Consider the following 21,012-nt stretch of genomic DNA (forward strand, 5'->3'; position numbering starts at 1 on the left):
ACTTAAGCTCCGCGAGCTAAGCGCTCCAAGTATTGGCCATAATGATTTTTCATCATCGGTTTGGCTAATTCGGATAGCTGTTCAGAACTCAACCAACCATTACGCCAAGCAATCTCTTCTAAGCACGCCACTTTTAACCCTTGAACATGCTCTATCGTTTGCACAAAAGAAGATGCTTCATGTAAACTTTCGTGTGTACCTGTATCTAGCCAAGCAAATCCTCGCCCTAGCAATTCCACATTTAAATTGCCTTTATTTAAATACATTTCATTTAACGTGGTAATTTCTAACTCGCCGCGATGTGACGGTCTAACTTGCTTTGCCATTTCGACGACACTGTTATCGTAGAAATATAAACCCGTTACAGCGTAATTTGATTTAGCCTTGCTTGGTTTTTCTTCTATTGATACTGCTTTCATATTTTTGTCGAATTCAACCACACCAAATCGTTCTGGGTCTTTTACTTGATAACCAAATACAGTAGCACCTTCTTCTCTATTAGCTGCACTTTTCAAGGTTTTACTAAACGATTGACCATAAAAAATATTATCACCCAGAACTAAGCACACACTATCTTTACCAATAAATTCTTCACCAATTAAAAATGCTTGCGCTAGACCATCAGGTGAAGGTTGTACTGCGTAAGTTATATTGATCCCAAAATCAGAACCATCAGCTAATAAACGTTTAAAACCTTCTTTGTCTTCTGGCGTAGTAATAATCAATATATCTCTAATGCCTGCAAGCATTAATGTTGATAGCGGATAGTAGATCATAGGTTTGTCATATACTGGCAATAACTGTTTAGATACACCTCTTGTGAGTGGATATAAACGAGTTCCTGAACCGCCGGCTAAAATGATGCCTTTCATAATTAAAAAAGTTCCTAGGTAAAAATTGGGCCCTAGGAAAAACTAGGACACGATAACAAAATACTAAATCCCTAAACGCTCTCGTTGGTAGCTACCATCTTGTACATGCTGACACCAGGTTTGATTAGCCAGATACCATTCGATGGTTTTGCGAAGGCCCGTTTCAAATGTTTCCTGTGGTTGCCAGTTTAACTCTTGGCTCATTTTACTTGAGTCAATAGCATAACGACGGTCGTGACCAGGGCGGTCGGTCACATAAGTGATTTGATCTGCGTATAATGTATCTTTAGGCACTAAGGCATCTAAAATATTGCAAATGGTTTTGACCACTTCAATATTTTGTTTCTCGTTATGGCCGCCGATATTATAAGTTTCACCAACCTCACCTTGGGTAACAACTTTGTAAAGTGCTAGAGCATGATCTTCTACATATAACCAATCTCTGATTTGGTCACCCTTTCCGTATATAGGCAATGGCTTTCCTTCCAATGCATTGAGTATCACTAAAGGTATTAATTTTTCAGGAAAATGATAAGGACCATAATTATTAGAACAATTTGTCACTATTGTCGGTAAACCATACGTGCGAAGCCAAGAACGGACTAAATGGTCACTTGAAGCTTTTGATGCCGAATAAGGACTACTTGGTGCATATGACGTTGTTTCAGTAAAGAGCGTTAGTTCCTCCGAACTACTCACTTCGTCTGGGTGAGGTAAATCACCGTAAACTTCATCGGTCGATATATGATGAAAGCGGAATGAACTTTTATCTTTATCGTCAAGTTTATTCCAATAAGCACGAGCAGCTTCAAGTAACGTATATGTACCAACGATATTAGTTTGTATGAAATCAGATGGCCCAGTAATTGAACGATCTACATGAGATTCTGCAGCAAGATGCATAACAGCATCAGGCTGATGAGTGTTAAATACTCTATCTAGCTCTGTTCGGTCACAAATATCGACTTGTTCAAAAATGTATCTATCGTTTGAGTCAACACTTAATAACGATTCCAAATTACCTGCATAAGTCAGCTTATCTAGGTTAACAACATTGTCATTTGTACTATTGATTATATGACGGATGACTGCTGAGCCGATAAAACCAGCACCGCCTGTGACTAAAATTTTCATAAACATACTCTTTTAAATACGGCTTTTAATAAAACCTTTATATGCATAGATAACAAAACACTTAATACATTGTAAAAGATTTAATCCTACAACATCACGGTAAAAAGCCCATTGCCATTTCAATACATTGAACTTATTTTGAGTCATACCAGAATCAACTCGATATTTAGCTAAAACTTGAGGAATACCGACAGCTTTATCGACATTCTTTAAAATATTTAACCATAACCCCATATCCTGGCGCTTACGAATTAGAGGCATGTAACGTTTACCAAGCTTTTCCACGTCATAAATTGCCGTTAAACAACCAATCACATTGCTATACAATAATTCTCGATAACTTACCGTTAATTGCGATTTAACGACCCCCCCATCACCTGCATCACTAAACTTTTGATACCAGGAGTACGACAAACTCACGTTGTTTGCTAACATAAAGTTAATTTGAATATCTAACTTGTTGCTATACCAAAGATCATCAGAATCTAAAAATGCAATGTACCTTCCGCGCGCTTCTTTTATCGATCTATTTCTTGAACCGCCAGCACCGAGGTTCACATCATTTTGAAAAAATTTTATCCTTCGATCTTTAGCAGCGAATTGGACAATAATATCTACTGAGCCATCTGTTGACTTATCATCTGTAATCAGTAATTCCCAATTCTTGTATGTTTGAGACAATATAGTGTCTATGCTTTCAGCTATTGTTCTAGCAGAATTATAGCTTGGCATAATAATAGAGACTAAGGGTTGCATTTATCTTCCCATGCCAAACAGGACTACTTTAATTGTTTTAAATAATATTTTGATATCGAGTAAAGTACTGTGGTGTTTAATATAATAAATATCATATTTGTGCTTCCAGACAGCATCTTCCACTGATGCTCCATATGGATAACATACTTGTGCTAATCCTGTTACACCAGGCTTAACAGCATGTCTGAAACGATAATAAGCTATTTCTTTTTCTAGCTCTTCAATAAACACTTCACGCTCTGGTCTTGGACCTACTATTGACATTTCACCTTTAAATATATTTATTATCTGTGGCAACTCATCAATTCGTGTTCTACGAATAAAGTTACCAATTTTGGTTACACGGGCATCATTTTTAGACGCCCACTGAGCTCCTGACTTTTCAGCATCATTTCTCATTGATCTAAATTTGATGACTTCGAATACTTCGTTGTATTGACCGGTTCGCTTTTGTCTGTAGAAAACATCACCGGATGATTCTAATTTAATTGCGAGAGCAGTAAATAAACCAACAGGTAAAGCAATAACAGATAATAATAAAGCTGCAAAAATATCTAATGCTCGTTTTGCATACTGAGTACGCTTTGTAGATAAAATTGAGAATGCTTTTTGATGAAGGAAGTAACTACTGTGTAATAACTTAACTTCCGTATAGCCAAGCCTAGAATCGAGATAACTTACAAGTGGCTCAACCCAGGCACCTAATTCAGTCGCTACGACTAAATAATGCCGCTGTTCCTTCGTTAAATCGCTCGCATTATAGTGGCAAATAACTTTTCTATTCAAATCGATTATTGAATAATCATTTATGACCATATCGAAAGAGTAATCATCAACAATTTGCCCTATGGTATGCTCCATACCTATAGGGCAATAAACGTAAATTATTCTTTGCTTTAATGCTTCACTTCTAGATTTAAAACGATTACTTACTTTGATCGTATTAAATTTACCATTGTTATAGAACATTTAATCTCTCATGAACAAAATTATTTTCATTTTACTGAATTTTCAGTAGTTGAAAATATAGTTATCACTAAAAATCGGATATTATCTATAATAAATAGAAAATAAAGGATTACTAATATATCTAAACTTTTTTAAATTTGTACAATTTAATATCCGCACATTAAAGCTTGCTGGAAAATAAATTACTGAATAGGTGCAAAATAACTGGACGCAACTCTAGAAATTTCAATAAAAGATATGCGTTTTAAACTATAATAAAGCCTTGTAGATAAAAGTCGGCTTTTTTATTCCTTCAGTTGTAAATATTCAAAATTTTATTAATAAACCTATTAGTTAAAATTATGAATTCTGATAACATCTAGTACTCTGTTTTATAAAAATCCTGAGACATTTTATATTCATTTTGAACAGATCCATTTTCGCTATAGCTTGTAGTATCTAGATTGTCTGCCTTTCTTTAAACCAGTCTCATAGACCTTAATAGATTAGGTCCCGGTTCAAGTTTTTGGATAAATGAGTAGAAATTAACTTTATTTTTTAATAAAAAATCTAATTAATACTAGTAAGGAACCTAATATACTGCCTAGCATTGTGCCTAAAACACAGATTAATGCTCGCTTAGGTTTTGATTTCTCTTCTGGTGTTAATGCTGGGTCGATGGTTTTAAATACGTACTCGTCGCGAACTTCCGCAAACATAATTGTTTTCGCTTGCTCTTCGATTAACTTGTATAAAATTGAGCGAATATCGGCTACGTTGGTTTGATCAATTTGAGATTCTAAAAAAGCAATACTTCGTTTGGCTTCTGTGACATCGCGGTCTTTCATCACTTTATTGATGTCTTGTACTAACCAGTTAACCCATTGCTGTGCGATGCTTGGTGATAAATGTTCTACTGAAATTGTTACCATTCTGGTTTCTTTATCAGTATTAACTGCAATCACTTTGCTGAATTTTTTAAATGCTTCTTGCATTGATGGTTCTGGTTTAAAAGGGGCATTAACTTCACGCAGCCATTGGTTGTCGGCTTGGTTATATAATTCGTCATTGTAGCTGATGGTGTTGTCAGCCATATTCCATTTTTTTGCCGCCATTAAGTCAGGCAAAATATTATGCTGCTGAATAAAGTCACTGGTAAATTGCCGAGACTTCATCACCTCGATAGCCATTTTGGTTTTATCAACACCACGGCCACCGCCTAAGTTGATGCCTGCCATACTTGCCAGACCACCAAACTGTCCTGCAAGCGCTGCCAATCCACCACCACCTTGCTCTGAATCTGCAGGCGCTAACAACGCTTCTGACTTATAGATATTGGGTTGGTTGATGGCAAACATAACGGCGCCAACTGCAAACACTGCAGTAATAGCAATAATGAACCATTTACCTTGCCAGATAACAGCAAATAGCTCACGTAAATCGATCTCGTCGTTTTCAATGCTACCCATTGGTTGTAGGGATGCAAAATTTGCGTCATTCGTAGGTTGTTGGTTTTGTTTAGTCATAAGTCTTTTTGTCTTGAAAGTTGATAGCTACGCTTCTAGAGTTTAGGGCGTCAAACAGCTAGTTTGCTTCGCTGGAGTACAAGCAAAGCAAACTAACATTAATTTCAGCATTGCTTAAATTATTAGCCTTAAACGATTAGCCTTAAACTTTTAATCTTAAACGTCTTGGATTAACCGTCTAACCTTATGGCTCTAAATAGCTGTTCTGATAAAAGGTATAAAACGTCAGAAAATAAATAATACTGTTTATTTATCGGATATCATGTCGCGTTTAAATCTTAATGCTTTATAACGATGCGATTGCGGCTGCAGCAATTGCACTGTTGTAGAAGATATTGGTAACTTGTGACCAAAGCGTTAAATTATCCTTATATTCAGTATCAAGCGGTACAATAATCGTATCGCCTGCTGCAACCATGCTGCCACTGTTAAACCAATATGATTCGGTTGGCATTACTACTGAACCATCGGCTTTTATAATATAAATTCTGTCTTCATCGGCACGCTTGCGTGGTCCACCAGCAAGCAACAAATACTGGTTATAGGTAGTGCCATCTTTGAATCGATGAGTACTTGGGTGTTGCACTTGCCCCATAATGGATACTGTTTGGTTATTTTGTGGGAGATACAATATGTCTCCATCTTCTAAAGTCAAATTAGCTTCATCAATCCCTAATTCTAGAGCCGTTAAATCTATAGTTAATCGCCCAACAACTTGTATATTTTCAAGTTCTTTAAGCATTAACTGGGCATCGGCATAGCCTACTGTAGGAGTATCTTTGGTTAATGCTTTCGAGGCGATTTCACGGCGCAGCTCATCTGATAACTTTGCTAGCTCTAATTGCTCTTTCTCTTTAACTGATTGGCGCAGGAATACAGCACTTTTTAATGACGCATCAGTTGTGTAACTGCCTGCTCGAGCAATGACGTCTTTAAGTGTTTCGCCTCGTTGAATCGAGTAGGTTCCAGGGAACTTAACTTCACCTTTAATCGTAATCCAGCGGGTGTCTTGCCAAGAGGGTAACGTTCTAACAGTTAAAGTATCTCGACTTTGCAATGGGATATTTTTCGCTTCATTATTCATCACATCAGAAAGACTGAGCTGCTTATGCTCAATAGTAACACCGTCGGTTTCAGAAATATTTTGACGAGTTAATTCAGCTGATAATGTGTATGAACCTTCTTCTAACCCACCCGCTGCAATCAGTAATTCTTTCACATTGGCATTCATTGTTAAAGGATACTGTCCAGGAAAGCGAACATTACCATTAATATTAACCAGTTTGATTGCATCGCCAAAACGACTCTGATTTTTAAGCTTGGTAATGATAGGGGTTAAAAGTGCTTCTCGGTCTCCGTAATCGAATACAACAATAGTATCACGCGGTTTTAATAATAAATTATATGGTGAAAGGGGATCTGTTATTGCTTTGCCTAAGGCTAGACGTTGAATTTCAATATCACCACGTTGATTTATTTCACGGATTAATAAAGAATAATCTAGGTCTGCGGTAATGGTTAAGTTACCCCAAATTGATGGTAGCAAATCAGCAACTTTTATTTGGTTTGTCCATTGATATTTACCGGGACGAATAACCGCGCCAGCTATTGTGATGGCATTTTCTACCCTTGTTGAGGCAGATTTTACATTTAATACATCACCATTTTTAGCAAAAGTAGAAAGTCCACTTGATGCCGTTAAGTCTACGTTAACAACGGTTTTAACGGCCTTATCGCTATAGCGTTCTATCACACTGGCTTTAGGGTAAGCACCAGGATTTAAGCCGCTGGCCATTCTCAGTACATCTGCCATGGTTTCGCTATTTTTTAACTCATAAATAGCGGGACGTCTAACCTCGCCCATCACGCTTACACTGGCACCAGCCGTTGGTATAAATACCACATCACCAGACTGTAATCGTTTATCTCCTGATGAATCACCACGCATAAGCAGGTCGTATAAATCTAAGGTGCCCACAGCTTTGCCCGCACGTTTTAATTGGATATTACGTAATGAGCCGATTTCGTTTATACCACCAGATACAAATAAGGCTTGGGTAATAGTCGATAAACTTGAAACAGTATATGAGCCTGGTTGATATGCATCACCAGCAACAAAAATACGAATAGAGCGAAGCTCACCCATAGTGATACTTGAATTTATACCTATCATGCTTTGGGCGATTTTGTCTTGCAGTAGTACTCTTGCTTCTGAAAATGACAATCCTACTAATGATATTGGCCCTAAGTCTGGAAACTGTACTGCACCATCACGACCTACTATCAATTGATAATTATTATTTTCTTTACCGTATAACTGAACATTAATATTGTCGCCAGGGCCTACCATGTATTCATTTGGAACCGGTACGTCGCTTACTGGTGCAAACGTCGTCGGGGAGCCAGCAAACAGGTCGTAACCGAAACGTTTTAATTGAGATTGTTTTTGGTCATCTGTAGCTTCAGTTTTTGCTATGGTTTTAGTTGCTTGGTTAGTTTGTTCGTCTTCTGACTGATCAACAACTGGGTCGTGATTTGATTCCGATTTTGAATTTACATCACGAGGAGTAACAATTTGTGGGTTACTAACCTGGGCCTGGCCACTTGTTGAACCTGAAAGCATTGATGGATCGATACCATATTGTTTGGCAATGCGTTCTTGTTCTGATTTTGGCAACTGCTTAAATTGCTCGATCATTTGCGGAGAAGGAGTAACAGCTTGCGCTTGTGTGGTTAAAATAATAAAGGCCGATAAGCCAGCTAGTAACACGTTTTTGGTTTTATGTAGCACCAGATATCTCCAATATTATTTTTATGAATAAGTAAAAAAAAGTGACAAGCGGTGGAAAGCGATAACGAGCGATGGCCATAACGTAAAGAGTGATAACAAGTGAGTTAAGAACGATAAAAACACATAATGCGCGATTGCAATCGAACGCTTCGCTCTAGGAGCTTTAGCTTTTATGACCTTGATCGCTTTCTATCTTTTTATCGACCTTTTCCGTTTGTTATCGATTTTAAGACACGCTACCGCCCATGGATTACGGCTTCCAATATGCCCTTCGCTACGCGAATCTTTAATTTTTTATTAGCTTTAAACTGTAACAATCACTAATCGAGCGCGGAATTATACTCAAAAATCAGCTTAGATGCTTGAGTAAAATCCCCAGAACGTTTCAAAATAGTTACTAAATAGCAAAAACATCATTTAAACGTACAATATTCAACCTTTTTACGTCAAAATAGCCCTTTAACTCAGCTCCATTCAGTTTATAAATGGACAATATCCTACAAGAAGCATCGCTATAATCTGACAGATCATTTATTTAGTTATATTCGCTATTTATGTTGTTTGATCATTTTTTGGTACAGCTTGTAAATTTGTCAACTCGACTAGAATCCGTTTCTGTTGTCCCATGATGTTAAATAATACATGGCAACGTTTATCTGGATTACTCTCGTCGAATATAGCTTGGAGGTCTTTAAACGGTCCGTCGACAAATTTGACTTTATCGCCTTTGCCTAACGGTTTTACCTCTTCAGGCACATAACCTTGAACACGCCTTTTAAGCGCTGAAATTATTCTGTCGTCAATAGGGGTCATATCTTCTCGGCAGCCAACAATGCGATTAGCACCACGTGTGTTGTGAATTTTGCTGACGCTGGTGATGAGAGGATCAAAATAGATAAACAGGTAGCTTGGGAAAAGTGGTGCTGTAACCATTTTTGGTTTGTTGCGGACCATTTTTTGCTGGGTGATAACAGGTAAATAACTCTCGACTTCTTGTAAAGCCAAATTTTGCTGTGCACGTACTTCATGACGTGGTTTGCAATACAGTAAATACCAAGATTTCATTATTACTCGCTTGTTTAAATTTGCTCATCAATCTGAGCAAGTGACATCCCATTCACGGTTTACGATATTAACAAACTTACTTATCTATTTGAATGGGTTTTTAAGCCGCACTGCCTATAAATACAGCGTTTACGTTATCAACTGGTTTTATATTAAACAATAACGACAATAATTATAATCTAAACCGAGAAGTAACTAATTGATTTATCATTCGAGATTTATCTTACAACGTTAACGCACGCGAATCGGTTAATGTTATTTTAAGTACAATAAAAAGTCTTGGTAATGCCGACCTGCATATGTTGCTATTGCCAAATGAAAATACGCTGCCTCAACACGTGTCTTTATCTTCTATATCTCAAAAGGTTTAACAACAAATTGACAGTGTTTTATATCATGCTATTTCACTTCACATTACGACGATCAAAATCTGACTTTATCGATTATTCAATTGATTACTCAATCGTTACCTTACTGATAAGTTCTCCTTAAATGAGTCATTAATATCAGTTTTAGGCGATATAGGTATTGATCTCCAACAACAAAAAACCTCGATAAACGAGGCTTTCATTTTACCTTTTTTGTAGTCGTAAAGACTACTTATTTGGCTTGGGTGGATAATTCATCATTACTGAACCAATTGCTTGATTAATTGTATTAATTCGCTCTTCTGGGGTGCTTTGTTCACGTACAGTATCGGCTACTGTTCCACGCCAAATTAACTTTCCCGTTTTGTTATCCACTAAGTCGACCATTAATGTGCCAACATCGTATTCACGCACGGTGGTTTCACTATGAATACTGCCGCCTAATCCCCAACGTGGACCGTAATATGGGTTGTAGCCAAAGTTACTATTGAAGGTGTCAATATTGATTTTCTTATCGACTTTGGTGATGTAATTAACTAGTAAATCGGCATTTTGTTTTTCTGTTTTGCTAATGCCTTTTTGGCTTAATTGAGTTTCGATTGCAACACGGATACGTTGATCCATGAGGCCGTCTAAATGATAGCCCGCATCTTCATTTTTTTTCTCTACCCATGAATAGGTTTTATATTGATCAAATGATACCGATGGATCGAAGTCTGAAGTAGATTTCAAGGTACTACATGCGCTCAATGCTAACACTGCCGCAGCGATAAATAGGGTTTTCATACAGGCTCCAAAAACAAGATGTCAATTATTACTAGCTTATCGTGAGCAAAGGCGTTGTCAAGTTAACAAGATTTTATAACAAATGATAACAAGCGGAAATAGTGTTAAAGAGCGATGACATGCAAAAACGACAACGAACGGTATAAGCGGAATAACGATGGCAAGCGAGACCAGCTTGTCATCGCCTGATATCGCTTGTCATCTATTACCATCGCCTGTCACCGCTCTTTTACATTGCTTATCCATACTGTTTGATAGGGTTGCAGTTGCATGGTTTGGGTGGTGTCTTCTACTGGTTGTCCGCTTAATAGATCAACCCAGTGTTCTGCAATAATAAGATTAAGTTCATTAATGGGAAGATCGGTGATTTGGTCTGATACATTACTGATGCAAAAGATACTTTGTTTACGGTTACGGCTTTGACGCCAAAAACCAAACAGCTGTAACCCAAGGTGTAAGGTGAATTGAGTAGCATTGGGATGAAATGCTATTTGCTGAGTGCGAATATTGATTAAATTGGTTAGCTCGGTTAGCACTTGGTTATGAGCGCTGTTGGCATCATTCAGTTGCTCGGTTAATTGATTGAGATCCCAACGATGACGGTTAATGGCACGATTATGGGAAGTATTGGCCAGTTTTTCATAGTCGTTGCGGGTTCCCAGTAAACTGTGAATATAAATACCTGGAATGCCTTCGAGCGCTAACATGATGGTATGAGCACACACAAAACGTTGCATTCCCCATAAGTCTTTACCTTTAGTGGTTCCTTGTAACGCATCAAACAAGGCTATGTTCATTTCGTATGGTTTTTGCAAGCCATCTTCTGTGGTTCTTGATGAAATTTGGCCACCGAACTGCTTCATGGTGTCAACCAGAGTTTCAATCTCATCTTCATCGAGTAAGCCCTCTGCCGGGCGTAAACCAATGCCATCGTGGGAAGCAATAAAATTAAAGTAAGTTGTGCCGTCTTGTGCGGGCGGCATACTCATAAGCCAACGCTTTAAGTACAAGCAACTGCCGGTAATAAGACTGTTGATTAATAAAGGCGGCAACGAGAAGTTATATATGCAATGTGCTTCGTTAGCATTTCCAAAGTAAGTTAAATTTTGAGTGTTGGGAATGTTGGTTTCGGTAATGATGATGGCATCTTGTTGTGCGTGTTCAATTAATGTCCGTAATAAACGTACCACCCCATGAGTTTGCGGTAAGTTAATTGATTTATTGCCGACGATTTTCCATAAAAAAGCCACTGCATCGAGACGAAATATACTCACCCCCGCATCTAAATACTGACGAATGATGCGAACAAACTCGATTAATACCTGTGGATTACGAAAATCGAAATCAACTTGATCATGACTAAAGGTACACCACACATGTTGAGTGCCGTTAGGTGTCTCTGTTGGTCTTAATAGTGCTGACGTTCGCGGCCGAACCACCGCACTTAAGTCATCATCTGGCTCGGCAGTAAAGAAGTAGTCATGTCCTACGCCCTCACCTTTGCAAAAATTATCAAACCATAGGCTCCGACTAGAGCAATGATTGATCACTAAATCTGACATCAATCGCCGTTTACTGGCAATAGCACTGATATCTGCCCACGACCCAAGGCCTTCGTTAACACTTGAATAGTCGATAACCGAGAAACCATCGTCTGAACTGTAAGGGAAAAACGGTAAAATGTGCACAGCATTGATGCAACTTAAATAGCTGTCGATAAATTGTGCCAGCGTGGTGAGAGGCCGCTCACCTTGTTGGATCACACTGTCACCATAAGTGATCATAATGATGTCTTTTTCAGACCAATGATTCATAAAGGGTTCGGGCACTTGGCAATACTCGGTGATACGCATGATATCGATGAGCTGATCAGCCAATGCTGGCACACTTATACCAATGTCGACATCGTTGTAAATACAGCTAAGTTGTTGCTGCAGCTTTTGCTGTAATCCATCCATTACTGACATAGGGTGTCCTCTTGGTCGATTTTGATATTAGCTAAACTCGGCATTATCGGCTTCAACAGCAGCTTTAAGCTGTTCGAGTACGTCGGGCATGGCACTCACGACTCGGCTCCATGTTGGCATAAACGGAGTTTCCATTGGATTATCTAAAAAGCGTTGCCCTGCTGTAACAATATTTTGGGCAAACATTTCAACCGCTTTTTCTTCTAAGTGGATATCCGTAGTCAAACCATTCATTAATGCATCATTATGATAGGTTTCGACATAATCGAGGGCGACACGGTAATAAGTGGCCTTAAGTGTTCGGAATGATTCAGTACTAAAAGTATGCCCTTGAGTGGCTAATTTGCGGAAAAAGGCTTTAGTGATATCAATCGACATTTTAGACAAACCCGCGTCTTCATTATCCAATGATAAGTCTTGATGTTTATGATCGTAATTGTCGGCTATATCGACCTGGCAAATGCGATTATGGGCATAGTTACGCTGCATTTCTGATAGCACGCCAATTTCTAAGCCCCAGTCACTTGGAATGCGTAGGTCATTAAGCACGTCTCGTCTAAATGAAAACTCACCCGCTAATGGATAACGAAAACTGTCCATGTATTCTAAATATTCGTTGTAACCGACTACTTTTTTAAGCGCTTTAATCAACGGCGTAACTAAAAGACGTGACACTCGACCATTAATTTGCCCATTAGAAATACGCGCATAATACCCTTTACTAAATTCATAGTTAAACTGCGGGTTAGCGACCGGATAAAGTAGCCTAGCGAGTAATGATTTTTCATAGGTGACAATGTCACAATCATGCAGTGCAACCGATTCTGTTTTGCCTGAAGCCAGAATATAACCCATGCAGTACCAGACATTTCGACCTTTACCCAACTCTTTAGGGGCTAAGCCTAACGCTTGCAGCTTTGCATCCAGCGCTTGCAAGCGTGGGCCGTCATTCCACAAAATACGGTGATGCTGAGGTAACTCACCAAAAAAGCTTAGCGCGTGTTTGTACTGTTGTAGATCTGCTCTATCTAATCCGATCACAATTTCGGATAAATACGGCACCTGTTTTAATTTACTGACAATATCTTTAAGTGCAGTGCCTTCTAGCTCTGAATACAGAGATGGCAAAATTAATCCTAGCGGACGTGTTTTTGAAAACTTAATTAAGTCTTGCTCAAGCTCTTCATGGCTACGTCGGGTTAAATTATGCATTGTGGTGACAATGCCATTTTGATAAAAGTCGGCCATATTACGCCCCTCCAAATGGTAGTTTGTTTAGCTGTGATTCAGCCGATGAAGATAATAGAGTTTGCTTAATGCATTCAGCCCAACCTTTAGGGCCGCACTCGCTGCTTTTAATACTTTGCTTTGGGGTCGTTAAGATAGGGAATGGATGAACGGGTGACTTAATTTGTATCGCAAGATCAGCGGCTTCGAGCATGGCATTGTCATTACCACTGTCACCGAGTGCAATGGTAGTCACAGGAGCGCTGTATTGTTTGGAATAGACCTCGGCTAACCATTTCATTGCCTTGCCTTTATCGGTATCTCCGCCAACATGTAAAAAGCGTCCACCCTGCAGGATATTTGCACCAGCGCGTGTCATCAGCTCAATAAAGGCTTGTTTATTGGCTTCATTGCCTTGCCATAGTACTGGCTCTGCATAATGCCTAATCAAAGCCAACTTGGCATTATCGGGTGACAAATCGGTGATTTCACATAACGCTTCAACTGATAAAGATGAAAAACCAATAAAGTCATCGTTAAATGCTTGTGCATGTTGGTTTAACAATTCAAGCCAGTATTTTCGCGGCTGACAAAACTCTTTTACCCAATAATATCCTTCGGTAAATGTATCCTTAGGCTGTTGGTCAAAGTACCCGATTGGGATATAAACAACTGCGCCATTTTCAGATATAAACGGTGAGTTAAAACCGATGGTTTGTTGTAGTTTTTCCATTTCAGCAAAGGTTTTACTGGTATTGGCGATAATAGGAATAAGGCGTTCATTCAATGCTTCAATCACTTCAATTGCATGACTAAAGCTATAGTCAAAATGGTCCAGCAAAGTGCCATCGATGTCGGTAAAGATAAGTGGTCGTGTTGTCATATCGTATCCCTTTTCAATCATTGAATGCTGACTATCAAGAACGGTTATCTAGCGGTATAAACGATAACGAGCGGTGACGAGCTTAAAGCCTAGAAGCTAATTCGCTGCGCGGCTAGATTCTATAAAAGCTAAATGCCAACGTTCACCCGTTTCCACACCATCCGTTTGTTATCGCCCTCACTTGTTATCGCCTCTCATGGCTCTATTCGTAAGCGCAGCGTTCGCTTGTTATCGCCCGTCATAGCTCCATCAGTAAGCGCAGCGTTCGCTCGTTATCGCCTGTCATAGCTCTATCAGTAAGCGCAGCGTTCGCTTGTTATCGCCTGTCATGGCTCTATCAGTAAGCGCAACGTCCGCTAGTTATCGTCTGTCATAACTCTACCAGTAAGCGCAGCGTTCGCTTGTTATCACCCGTCATAGCTCTATCAGTAAGCGCAGCGTTTGCTTGTTATCGCCTGTCATCACTCTATCAGTAAGCGCAGCGTCCGCTAGTTATCGTCTGTCATAGTTCTATCAGTAAGCGCAACGTCCGCTAGTTATCGTCTGTCATAGTTCTATCAATAAGCGCAGTATTCGCTTGTTATCGCTCGTCATAGTTCTATCAGTAAGCGCAGCGTTCGCTTGTTATCACCTGTCATAGCTATTTCTGTTGTCGCTGTAACTCAATTAACTGATTAGGTAGATTCAGGATATGTGCCAAACGTAATAACTTTGCACCTTAATGGCACAAATAGACTTTACCCATTGATATATTTGATATTATTTTCAGAATAAAAACGATGATGTGAAAAGGTGTATTGACCAGGATAAGAAGATATGTGCAACAATGAATAAAAATTGCACCATTTTGGGGCAAAAAGAAAAGATGATGAGCGGTAAAGAGTGGTAACGAGCGGTAACAAGCGATAGAAAGAGATGGCGAGTGATGAAAAGCGATAGAGCCTAGATGCTAGAACGCTACGCTGCTAGATGCTATAAAAGCTAAAAGACCTAGTAACTCGAACGGTACTGGAATCTGGTGATTAAATCTTAGCAGCGAAGCTGTTCCTAGAAGCGCAGCGCTCTATCCGCGTGGCGGCCTAGCACTTAGCATCTAGATTAATACTGGAATCTGGTGACTAAATCTTAGCAGCGAAGCTGTCCCTAGAAGCGCAGCGCTCTATCCGCGTAGCAGCCTAGCATCTAGCATCTAGCATCTAGATTAATACTGGTTTTCGAAATAGCTTTCAATAATTAACACCGCTGACACCGCATCAATTTGACCTTTGGTTAACGCTTTAAAACCACCCAATTCAAATAAGCGGGCTTTAGCATCTGCAGTGGTTAAACGTTCGTCTTGGGTGGCAATTTTAACGCCAAAACGACCGTTAATTCGATTAGCAAATTTTCGAGCCCGTTGAGTCATCTCTTGCTCGGTGCCGTCCATATTTAACGGTAAGCCGACGACAACGAGATCTGGTTGCCATTCTTTCAATAATTTATCGATATCATCCCAATTAGGGATCCCATCAACCGCTTTAATTGATAATAAAGGTGTGGCGCTAGCTGTAATGGCTTGACCTATAGCGACACCAATACTTTTGGTGCCGTAGTCGAACCCTAAAACGGTTTGTGGTTGCATGTTTATCTCTTTAATCGAGCGAGAATAATTTAATAAGGGCAAAGAGCCTACGCTTCGTACGTAGAAAGGGCAGTGACAAACGGTATCGAGCGATATCAAGCGATATCAAGCGATTACGAGCGATTACGAGCGAAAAGCCTAAGTTCTAGAGTCATTGTGTTCGTAAGCAAGCATGCGCTTTTCATCTCGTTCGGATTTCATCGTTTTAATCGCTGTTCCTGCTGATTATCACTTATCATCGTCTGTGATCTAATAACCGCTTGTTATCGCTTGTCATCATCTGTGATCTAATAACCGCTTATTATCACTTGTCACCGTCTATGATCTAATAACCGCTTGTTATCGCTTGTCACCGTCTGTGATCTAATAACCGCTTGTTATCGCTTGTCACCGTCTGTGATCTAATAACCGCTTATTATCACTTGTCACCGTCTATGATCTAATAACCGCTTGTCATCGTCTGTGATCTTTTAACCGCTTGTTATCTCTCTACCCGCTTGTTACCTTGCTTTAAGCATGACCGACTTGGCTCGACATTTGCCAAATATCAAATCCGAGCTGTTGGGTTGCCATTAGCCACATTTGTTCAGGCTCAACGTTAAATAATAACTCTGGTGTCGCTTTAATCGTTAACCAGGTGTTGTCGGCAATTTCTTGTTCAAGCTGGTCTTTACTCCAACCGGCATAACCTAGCGCAACAATAAAATTTTCGGGTGATTTATCAGAACCAATCGAGGCTAATATATCTCGCGAGGAGGTTAACATAGTCTCTTCGCTAATTTCAGTGCTGTTAACCCAGTGCTTTTGAGGCGTGTGTAACACAAAACCACGTTCGGGGGCGACAGGGCCGCCAATGAGCACTTGACTGTCTAAGGAGAATAAAAACTCTGGCGATAGATAGAGTTCCATTTGTTCAAGCAGATCTTCAACCTCAACACCGATTGGACGGTTAACCATTAAGCCCATGGCACCTTTTTTATCATGCTCACAAATGTATATCACCGAGCGCTCGAAAAATGTGTCATCTAACGATGGCATTGCAATTAAAAAGTGGTCTTTGAAATTATCCATATGCTATCCCCAATAGTGTTTTAGCGTTTTGTATTATCCACCCGCTAATTTCACAGTGAAATTTAACTTTTCTAATATGGATTTTATTTGTTCGCGATTGTCAGTTTGTACTTCAATGCAGAAGTCTTTCACTGTACCACCGCAGCCACATTGTTTCTTCAATTTTTGCGCAAGGTCTTTTAAGGCTTTTTCATCTAATTCGAGCCCTTTGATCACACTTACACCCTTACCTTTACGCCCTTTACTGTCTTTATGGATCCGCACTATACCGTCGCCAGTGGGTACTTCAGCTTGTGGCTTTGGCTGATCAATACGACCTTTATCAGTGCTATAAACTAATGCGATATTGGGATCTATTCTCATATTATTTCTTTAGCAGTAAAACATTATTTGAGTTTAACAAATCATAAAAGCAGAGGCGAGCAGTGAAAGGCGATTAAAAGAATGATAACTGGCGGTGAAGAGCGGTGGAAAACGATAACGAGCGATATAGCGAGGTCGAAGGATAACAAGCGGTGAAGAGCGCACATTAACATTCGAGAAATAACATCGCTGCTAGATTCTAAAGATCTTAACAGCGAAGCTTGTCATCGTCTGTTCGCTTGTTATCGCCTTTATCGCTTGTTACCGCTTGTTACCCTCATTTCATCGTAGTTTCTTTTCGATGAAATTATAAGAAAGGTTTTACCAGATTTGCCATCATATTGATGTGGTCGTCGTTGTCATTTAAACATTCAATGTATCTGAAGTTTTTGCCGCCGGCATCTTCAAATACATGACGATTTTCGCCTTTAATTTCTTCTAGGGTTTCTAGGCAATCGGCGCTAAATGCTGGGCAGATGACGGCGATGTCGGTGATGCCTTTGGCTGGTAGGCTGGCTATTGTTGCGTCGGTATAAGGTTGTAACCATTTAGCCTTGCCAAAGCGAGACTGGAATGTTGCAACGTAATCGTCTTCACTTAAGCCTAATTTTTCGACCACTAAACGAGTCGTTTTCAAGCAGAAACAGTAATAGGGATCGCCTAAATGCAAATTACGCTCAGGCATACCATGGTAAGACATCACTAGTTTTTGCGGTTTACCGTGCTGATCAAAATCTTTTTGGATAGATGCTGCAAGCGCATCAATAAGATCAGGGTTGTCATGGTAGGTGTTTATAAAATGCAGTGCCGGGATATATCGCCATTTCATTAATTCTTTAGCTAAAGCATCAAATGCTGAACCTGTTGTTGGCGCAGCATACTGCGGATATAAAGGCAGAACAACTAGGTTATCTACGCCTTGTTTATGCATAGCTTGTAAGGTGCTCGACGTTGATGGCGAACCATAACGCATCGCTAAATGTACACTTGCATCGTACCCTTGCGCGTGTAGATGTTTGGCTAGTTTGGCTTGTTGACGTTGGCTGATAGCCAGTAAAGGAGAGCCCTCGTCGGTCCAGACTTGTTTGTATAAGGCTGCTGATTTAGCAGGACGAATACGTAAAATAATCCCATGAAGAATAATCATCCATATCAGCTTTGGAATTTCGACTACTCGAGGATCCGCCAAAAACTCAGCTAAATAGATGCGAACAGCTGATGCAGTAGGTGCATCTGGTGTACCTAGATTCAATAATAATACACCAGTTTTGCCACGAGCTTTGTGGCCGGTGTCTTTATCTAACCCTGAAAATCTAGCCAAAGTATCTTCTCCGTTATTGATATGGTTTTATAAATACAGCTCACTTTGGATATCTCATGAGCTTAAATCAAAATTGTATCGCATTCATTTAAAACAAAAAGAGCGCTAGGTATCGATTTTATCATCAAATTAACCCGCACTCGGCAAATATTTATTTACGCTAGTTAACTCGCTTAGGTCATTCTATTAAGCCGCTCTATTTAGTCACTGTATTTAGTCACTGTATTTAGTCGCTTTATTTAGCCGCTAAGCTAAACGGTTCTGTTTAGCTAACGATTACAAAACTGATTCAATCGCTTTTTTCAATTCTTCGCTGTCAGGTTTCACACGAGAACTGAATTGTTGTACGGTTTGGCCATCAGCGGAAACTACGTATTTATAGAAATTCCATTTAGGTTCGCCAGTTTTGTCGCCTAAGTATTTAAATACTGAGTTAGCCTCACCACCTCTAACAGGTGATGTTGCCACCATGGTAAACGTAACACCATAATTAATGAAACAAACATCGGCAGTTTTAGCTTCGTCTTTTTCTTCTTGGAAAAAATCATCTGATGGAAAGCCAATCACCACTAAACCTTTGTCGGCATATTGTTTGTGTAATGCTTCAAGTGCTTCAAACTGAGGGGTAAATCCACAATGGGATGCAGTATTAACGATTAATACGGCTTTGCCTTGGGTGAGTTCACATAAATTGACGTTTTCTGTTGAGTGTAATTTACGAGCGTCAACATTGAGATAATCAGGACAATTTGCAGCCACGGAGCCAAAACTTAATCCCAATAAGCCAATTGCCGTTAGGTATTTAATCATTGTTAGTTTGTCCTTTACTCAAAGTTTATAAGAATAGATAGAAATAGGCACCGATAAACGAATTTATCGATGCCTATTAGGTATCACAGGACTGTACGAAGTACTGCTTTTTTCAGATCATAAATGATTAGAAATAAAAACCAATATTAATATTTAAACGTGAATGCCATGATGTATCACCGTTATCGATACCAACACCTGCACCATCAACAAACCACATATTTTTACCGGCAATCCAATCTACATAAGAATAAAATTTACCTGCAGTGATGGCAACACCAGTCACATTCTGGATAGAATCATCAAGTCCTTGACCCGATGCCATTACCTGGCTGTAATCGTTGTAAAAATTTAAATTAGTGATTGGTCCCCAATCAACGTCAAACGATTTAGCAATGTTAACGGTAGCAACATCGGCTTCAGCAGCAATTTCAAATGGATATTGAAATGCACTCAACGCAATACGTTCACTGTTGTCTATATCATAGTCATAATGAATATATTGTAATTGTAATTGCCATTTTTTCCAGTCAAGTTGCCAATGCGCTGCAGCGGCAAGGCCATTGGTGTCTTCACCCACTACGGTAGCTGCATCAGCCATAAAATCTAATTGGCTGTATTGTAATGAACCACCTAACTTATGAGTGACTTCACCAGAAGTAAATTCACGTTCAACTCGAGCGTTGATTTGTCCTGCCTCTTCATATGGTGAATCGGCTGTTGTGGCCGCATCAAATGAGTAACGATCATAATTAGAACCGTCGCCAATTTCGTCATTAACAAAATAAGCTAAATCATAGCGCCAACCATCTTGTTCATTTTTGTAATGGATACCAGCATCGTAATCATCTTCAAAACCAAGATAATAGGTTGCGCCGAACCAAAATGAATGAGCAGCATAAGGCAATAAACCAAATGGGACTTGGGTTACACCCACTTGTACTGATTGGGCGTCATCAAATTGATAACCCATGTAGGCATGATGCACTACGTCCATGTTTTCATACCAACGATACTGAGCTGAGGCGAATAAGCCATCTTTGCTCTTGTAATTAACGTCAGCACGGAACAATTCAAACTCAAGCTTGGCGTTGTCGTCGTAATCTTTCCAACCGTAGTTCACCCGAACTGCACCGCCAATATCAACTTCATCGGTGACAGGTACAGCCGATGCCGAAAGCGGGAGTAAGATTAACGAAGAAAAGACGGTGATTTTTTGCCATAACTGCATGAAACATCCTTGAAAGAACAATGTTATAAAGCGTGATAAAAATGAGTAACGTATAATGTGTTTATACGGATAAGGTTACTAAATAAAGGTTTTAATGTACTTTTGTCATCGAAATGTCCACGACAACAGGAGTAATTATAACAATGATAACGACCATGATAACAAAAAAAGGCCGTAAGATGTTACTTACGACCTCTCATAACCAATGGTTCGATTGATAATCCACTCATTTATTGGCTCAAAACATCACTAATTCACTCATTTATTGGCTC

At 39.5% G+C, this 21,012-nt stretch carries 17 protein-coding genes; all 17 read right to left on the reverse strand.

All coding sequences use genetic code 11. The features are described 5' to 3' along the window. Positions 1-2: 2 nt before the first annotated feature. The 17 genes from rfbA to AAEY99_RS05085 all read right to left on the reverse strand — a co-directional run bounded on the left by rfbA (position 3) and on the right by AAEY99_RS05085 (position 20,740). Complete coding sequence (gene rfbA, locus AAEY99_RS05005) at positions 3-872, reverse strand: glucose-1-phosphate thymidylyltransferase RfbA (RefSeq protein WP_351009502.1); 870 nt, start codon at positions 870-872, stop codon at positions 3-5. Between the two features lie 63 nt (positions 873-935). Next, positions 936-2,006, reverse strand: coding sequence for a dTDP-glucose 4,6-dehydratase (gene rfbB, locus AAEY99_RS05010; RefSeq protein WP_351009505.1), 1,071 nt, complete (start codon positions 2,004-2,006; stop codon positions 936-938). A gap of 12 nt (positions 2,007-2,018) precedes the next feature. Then, complete coding sequence (locus tag AAEY99_RS05015; RefSeq protein WP_351009508.1) at positions 2,019-2,762, reverse strand: glycosyltransferase family 2 protein; 744 nt, start codon at positions 2,760-2,762, stop codon at positions 2,019-2,021. After that, positions 2,763-3,731, reverse strand: coding sequence for an exopolysaccharide biosynthesis polyprenyl glycosylphosphotransferase (locus AAEY99_RS05020; RefSeq protein WP_351009511.1), 969 nt, complete (start codon positions 3,729-3,731; stop codon positions 2,763-2,765). Positions 3,732-4,261: 530 nt separating this feature from the next. Then, positions 4,262-5,236, reverse strand: a complete 975-nt coding sequence (locus AAEY99_RS05025) for a Wzz/FepE/Etk N-terminal domain-containing protein (protein WP_351009514.1) — start codon at positions 5,234-5,236, stop codon at positions 4,262-4,264. A 286-nt stretch (positions 5,237-5,522) separates the two neighbouring features. Beyond that, the gene (locus AAEY99_RS05030) at positions 5,523-8,027 is read right to left on the reverse strand and encodes an SLBB domain-containing protein (protein WP_351009517.1); all 2,505 of its coding nucleotides are present in this window, start codon (positions 8,025-8,027) and stop codon (positions 5,523-5,525) included. Between the two features lie 552 nt (positions 8,028-8,579). Further along, entirely contained in the window at positions 8,580-9,092 is a 513-nt protein-coding gene (rfaH, locus tag AAEY99_RS05035; RefSeq protein WP_351009519.1) for a transcription/translation regulatory transformer protein RfaH, read from the reverse strand. 596 nt (positions 9,093-9,688) lie between these two features. Further along, entirely contained in the window at positions 9,689-10,246 is a 558-nt protein-coding gene (locus tag AAEY99_RS05040; protein WP_351009522.1) for a DUF4136 domain-containing protein, read from the reverse strand. Positions 10,247-10,464: 218 nt separating this feature from the next. Next, positions 10,465-12,213: a sugar phosphorylase gene (locus AAEY99_RS05045; RefSeq protein WP_351009525.1), complete on the reverse strand. Its 1,749-nt coding sequence runs from the start codon at positions 12,211-12,213 to the stop codon at positions 10,465-10,467. Between the two features lie 27 nt (positions 12,214-12,240). After that, positions 12,241-13,461, reverse strand: coding sequence for a glycosyltransferase family protein (locus AAEY99_RS05050; RefSeq protein WP_059744135.1), 1,221 nt, complete (start codon positions 13,459-13,461; stop codon positions 12,241-12,243). A 1-nt stretch (position 13,462) separates the two neighbouring features. Further along, on the reverse strand, positions 13,463-14,323 hold the full coding sequence (locus AAEY99_RS05055) for an HAD-IIB family hydrolase (RefSeq protein ID WP_351009529.1): 861 nt from the start codon (positions 14,321-14,323) through the stop codon (positions 13,463-13,465). Positions 14,324-15,524: 1,201 nt separating this feature from the next. Then, positions 15,525-15,944: a Holliday junction resolvase RuvX gene (gene ruvX, locus AAEY99_RS05060; protein WP_182772352.1), complete on the reverse strand. Its 420-nt coding sequence runs from the start codon at positions 15,942-15,944 to the stop codon at positions 15,525-15,527. Between the two features lie 510 nt (positions 15,945-16,454). Next, complete coding sequence (locus tag AAEY99_RS05065; RefSeq protein WP_101086414.1) at positions 16,455-17,015, reverse strand: YqgE/AlgH family protein; 561 nt, start codon at positions 17,013-17,015, stop codon at positions 16,455-16,457. 33 nt (positions 17,016-17,048) lie between these two features. After that, the gene (gene yciH / locus AAEY99_RS05070; protein ID WP_059744130.1) at positions 17,049-17,378 is read right to left on the reverse strand and encodes a stress response translation initiation inhibitor YciH; all 330 of its coding nucleotides are present in this window, start codon (positions 17,376-17,378) and stop codon (positions 17,049-17,051) included. A gap of 307 nt (positions 17,379-17,685) precedes the next feature. Next, complete coding sequence (gene hemH, locus AAEY99_RS05075; RefSeq protein WP_192115840.1) at positions 17,686-18,699, reverse strand: ferrochelatase; 1,014 nt, start codon at positions 18,697-18,699, stop codon at positions 17,686-17,688. 276 nt (positions 18,700-18,975) lie between these two features. Beyond that, entirely contained in the window at positions 18,976-19,509 is a 534-nt protein-coding gene (locus tag AAEY99_RS05080) for a glutathione peroxidase (RefSeq protein WP_101086412.1), read from the reverse strand. A gap of 127 nt (positions 19,510-19,636) precedes the next feature. Beyond that, the gene (locus tag AAEY99_RS05085) at positions 19,637-20,740 is read right to left on the reverse strand and encodes a putative porin (RefSeq protein WP_162023653.1); all 1,104 of its coding nucleotides are present in this window, start codon (positions 20,738-20,740) and stop codon (positions 19,637-19,639) included. Between the last annotated feature and the right edge of the window lie 272 nt (positions 20,741-21,012).

The sequence above is a fragment of the Shewanella sp. S1-58-MNA-CIBAN-0166 genome, assembly GCF_040310085.1.
In the GTDB taxonomy this organism is placed as follows: Bacteria; Pseudomonadota; Gammaproteobacteria; order Enterobacterales; family Shewanellaceae; genus Shewanella.

What these genes read in the sequence shown, in the direction of transcription:
- AAEY99_RS05040 (WP_351009522.1), bottom strand. Translation starts at nt 10,246, where the DNA reads ATGAAAACCCTATTTATCGCTGCGGCAGTGTTAGCATTGAGCGCATGT.
- AAEY99_RS05025 (WP_351009514.1), bottom strand. Translation starts at nt 5,236, where the DNA reads ATGACTAAACAAAACCAACAACCTACGAATGACGCAAATTTTGCATCC.
- AAEY99_RS05045 (WP_351009525.1), bottom strand. Translation starts at nt 12,213, where the DNA reads ATGTCAGTAATGGATGGATTACAGCAAAAGCTGCAGCAACAACTTAGC.
- rfaH (WP_351009519.1), bottom strand. Translation starts at nt 9,092, where the DNA reads ATGAAATCTTGGTATTTACTGTATTGCAAACCACGTCATGAAGTACGT.
- yciH (WP_059744130.1), bottom strand. Translation starts at nt 17,378, where the DNA reads ATGAGAATAGATCCCAATATCGCATTAGTTTATAGCACTGATAAAGGT.
- rfbA (WP_351009502.1), bottom strand. Translation starts at nt 872, where the DNA reads ATGAAAGGCATCATTTTAGCCGGCGGTTCAGGAACTCGTTTATATCCA.
- AAEY99_RS05085 (WP_162023653.1), bottom strand. Translation starts at nt 20,740, where the DNA reads ATGCAGTTATGGCAAAAAATCACCGTCTTTTCTTCGTTAATCTTACTC.
- AAEY99_RS05020 (WP_351009511.1), bottom strand. Translation starts at nt 3,731, where the DNA reads ATGTTCTATAACAATGGTAAATTTAATACGATCAAAGTAAGTAATCGT.
- AAEY99_RS05015 (WP_351009508.1), bottom strand. Translation starts at nt 2,762, where the DNA reads ATGCAACCCTTAGTCTCTATTATTATGCCAAGCTATAATTCTGCTAGA.
- AAEY99_RS05080 (WP_101086412.1), bottom strand. Translation starts at nt 19,509, where the DNA reads ATGATTAAATACCTAACGGCAATTGGCTTATTGGGATTAAGTTTTGGC.
- AAEY99_RS05055 (WP_351009529.1), bottom strand. Translation starts at nt 14,323, where the DNA reads ATGACAACACGACCACTTATCTTTACCGACATCGATGGCACTTTGCTG.
- AAEY99_RS05050 (WP_059744135.1), bottom strand. Translation starts at nt 13,461, where the DNA reads ATGGCCGACTTTTATCAAAATGGCATTGTCACCACAATGCATAATTTA.
- AAEY99_RS05065 (WP_101086414.1), bottom strand. Translation starts at nt 17,015, where the DNA reads ATGGATAATTTCAAAGACCACTTTTTAATTGCAATGCCATCGTTAGAT.
- rfbB (WP_351009505.1), bottom strand. Translation starts at nt 2,006, where the DNA reads ATGAAAATTTTAGTCACAGGCGGTGCTGGTTTTATCGGCTCAGCAGTC.
- ruvX (WP_182772352.1), bottom strand. Translation starts at nt 15,944, where the DNA reads ATGCAACCACAAACCGTTTTAGGGTTCGACTACGGCACCAAAAGTATT.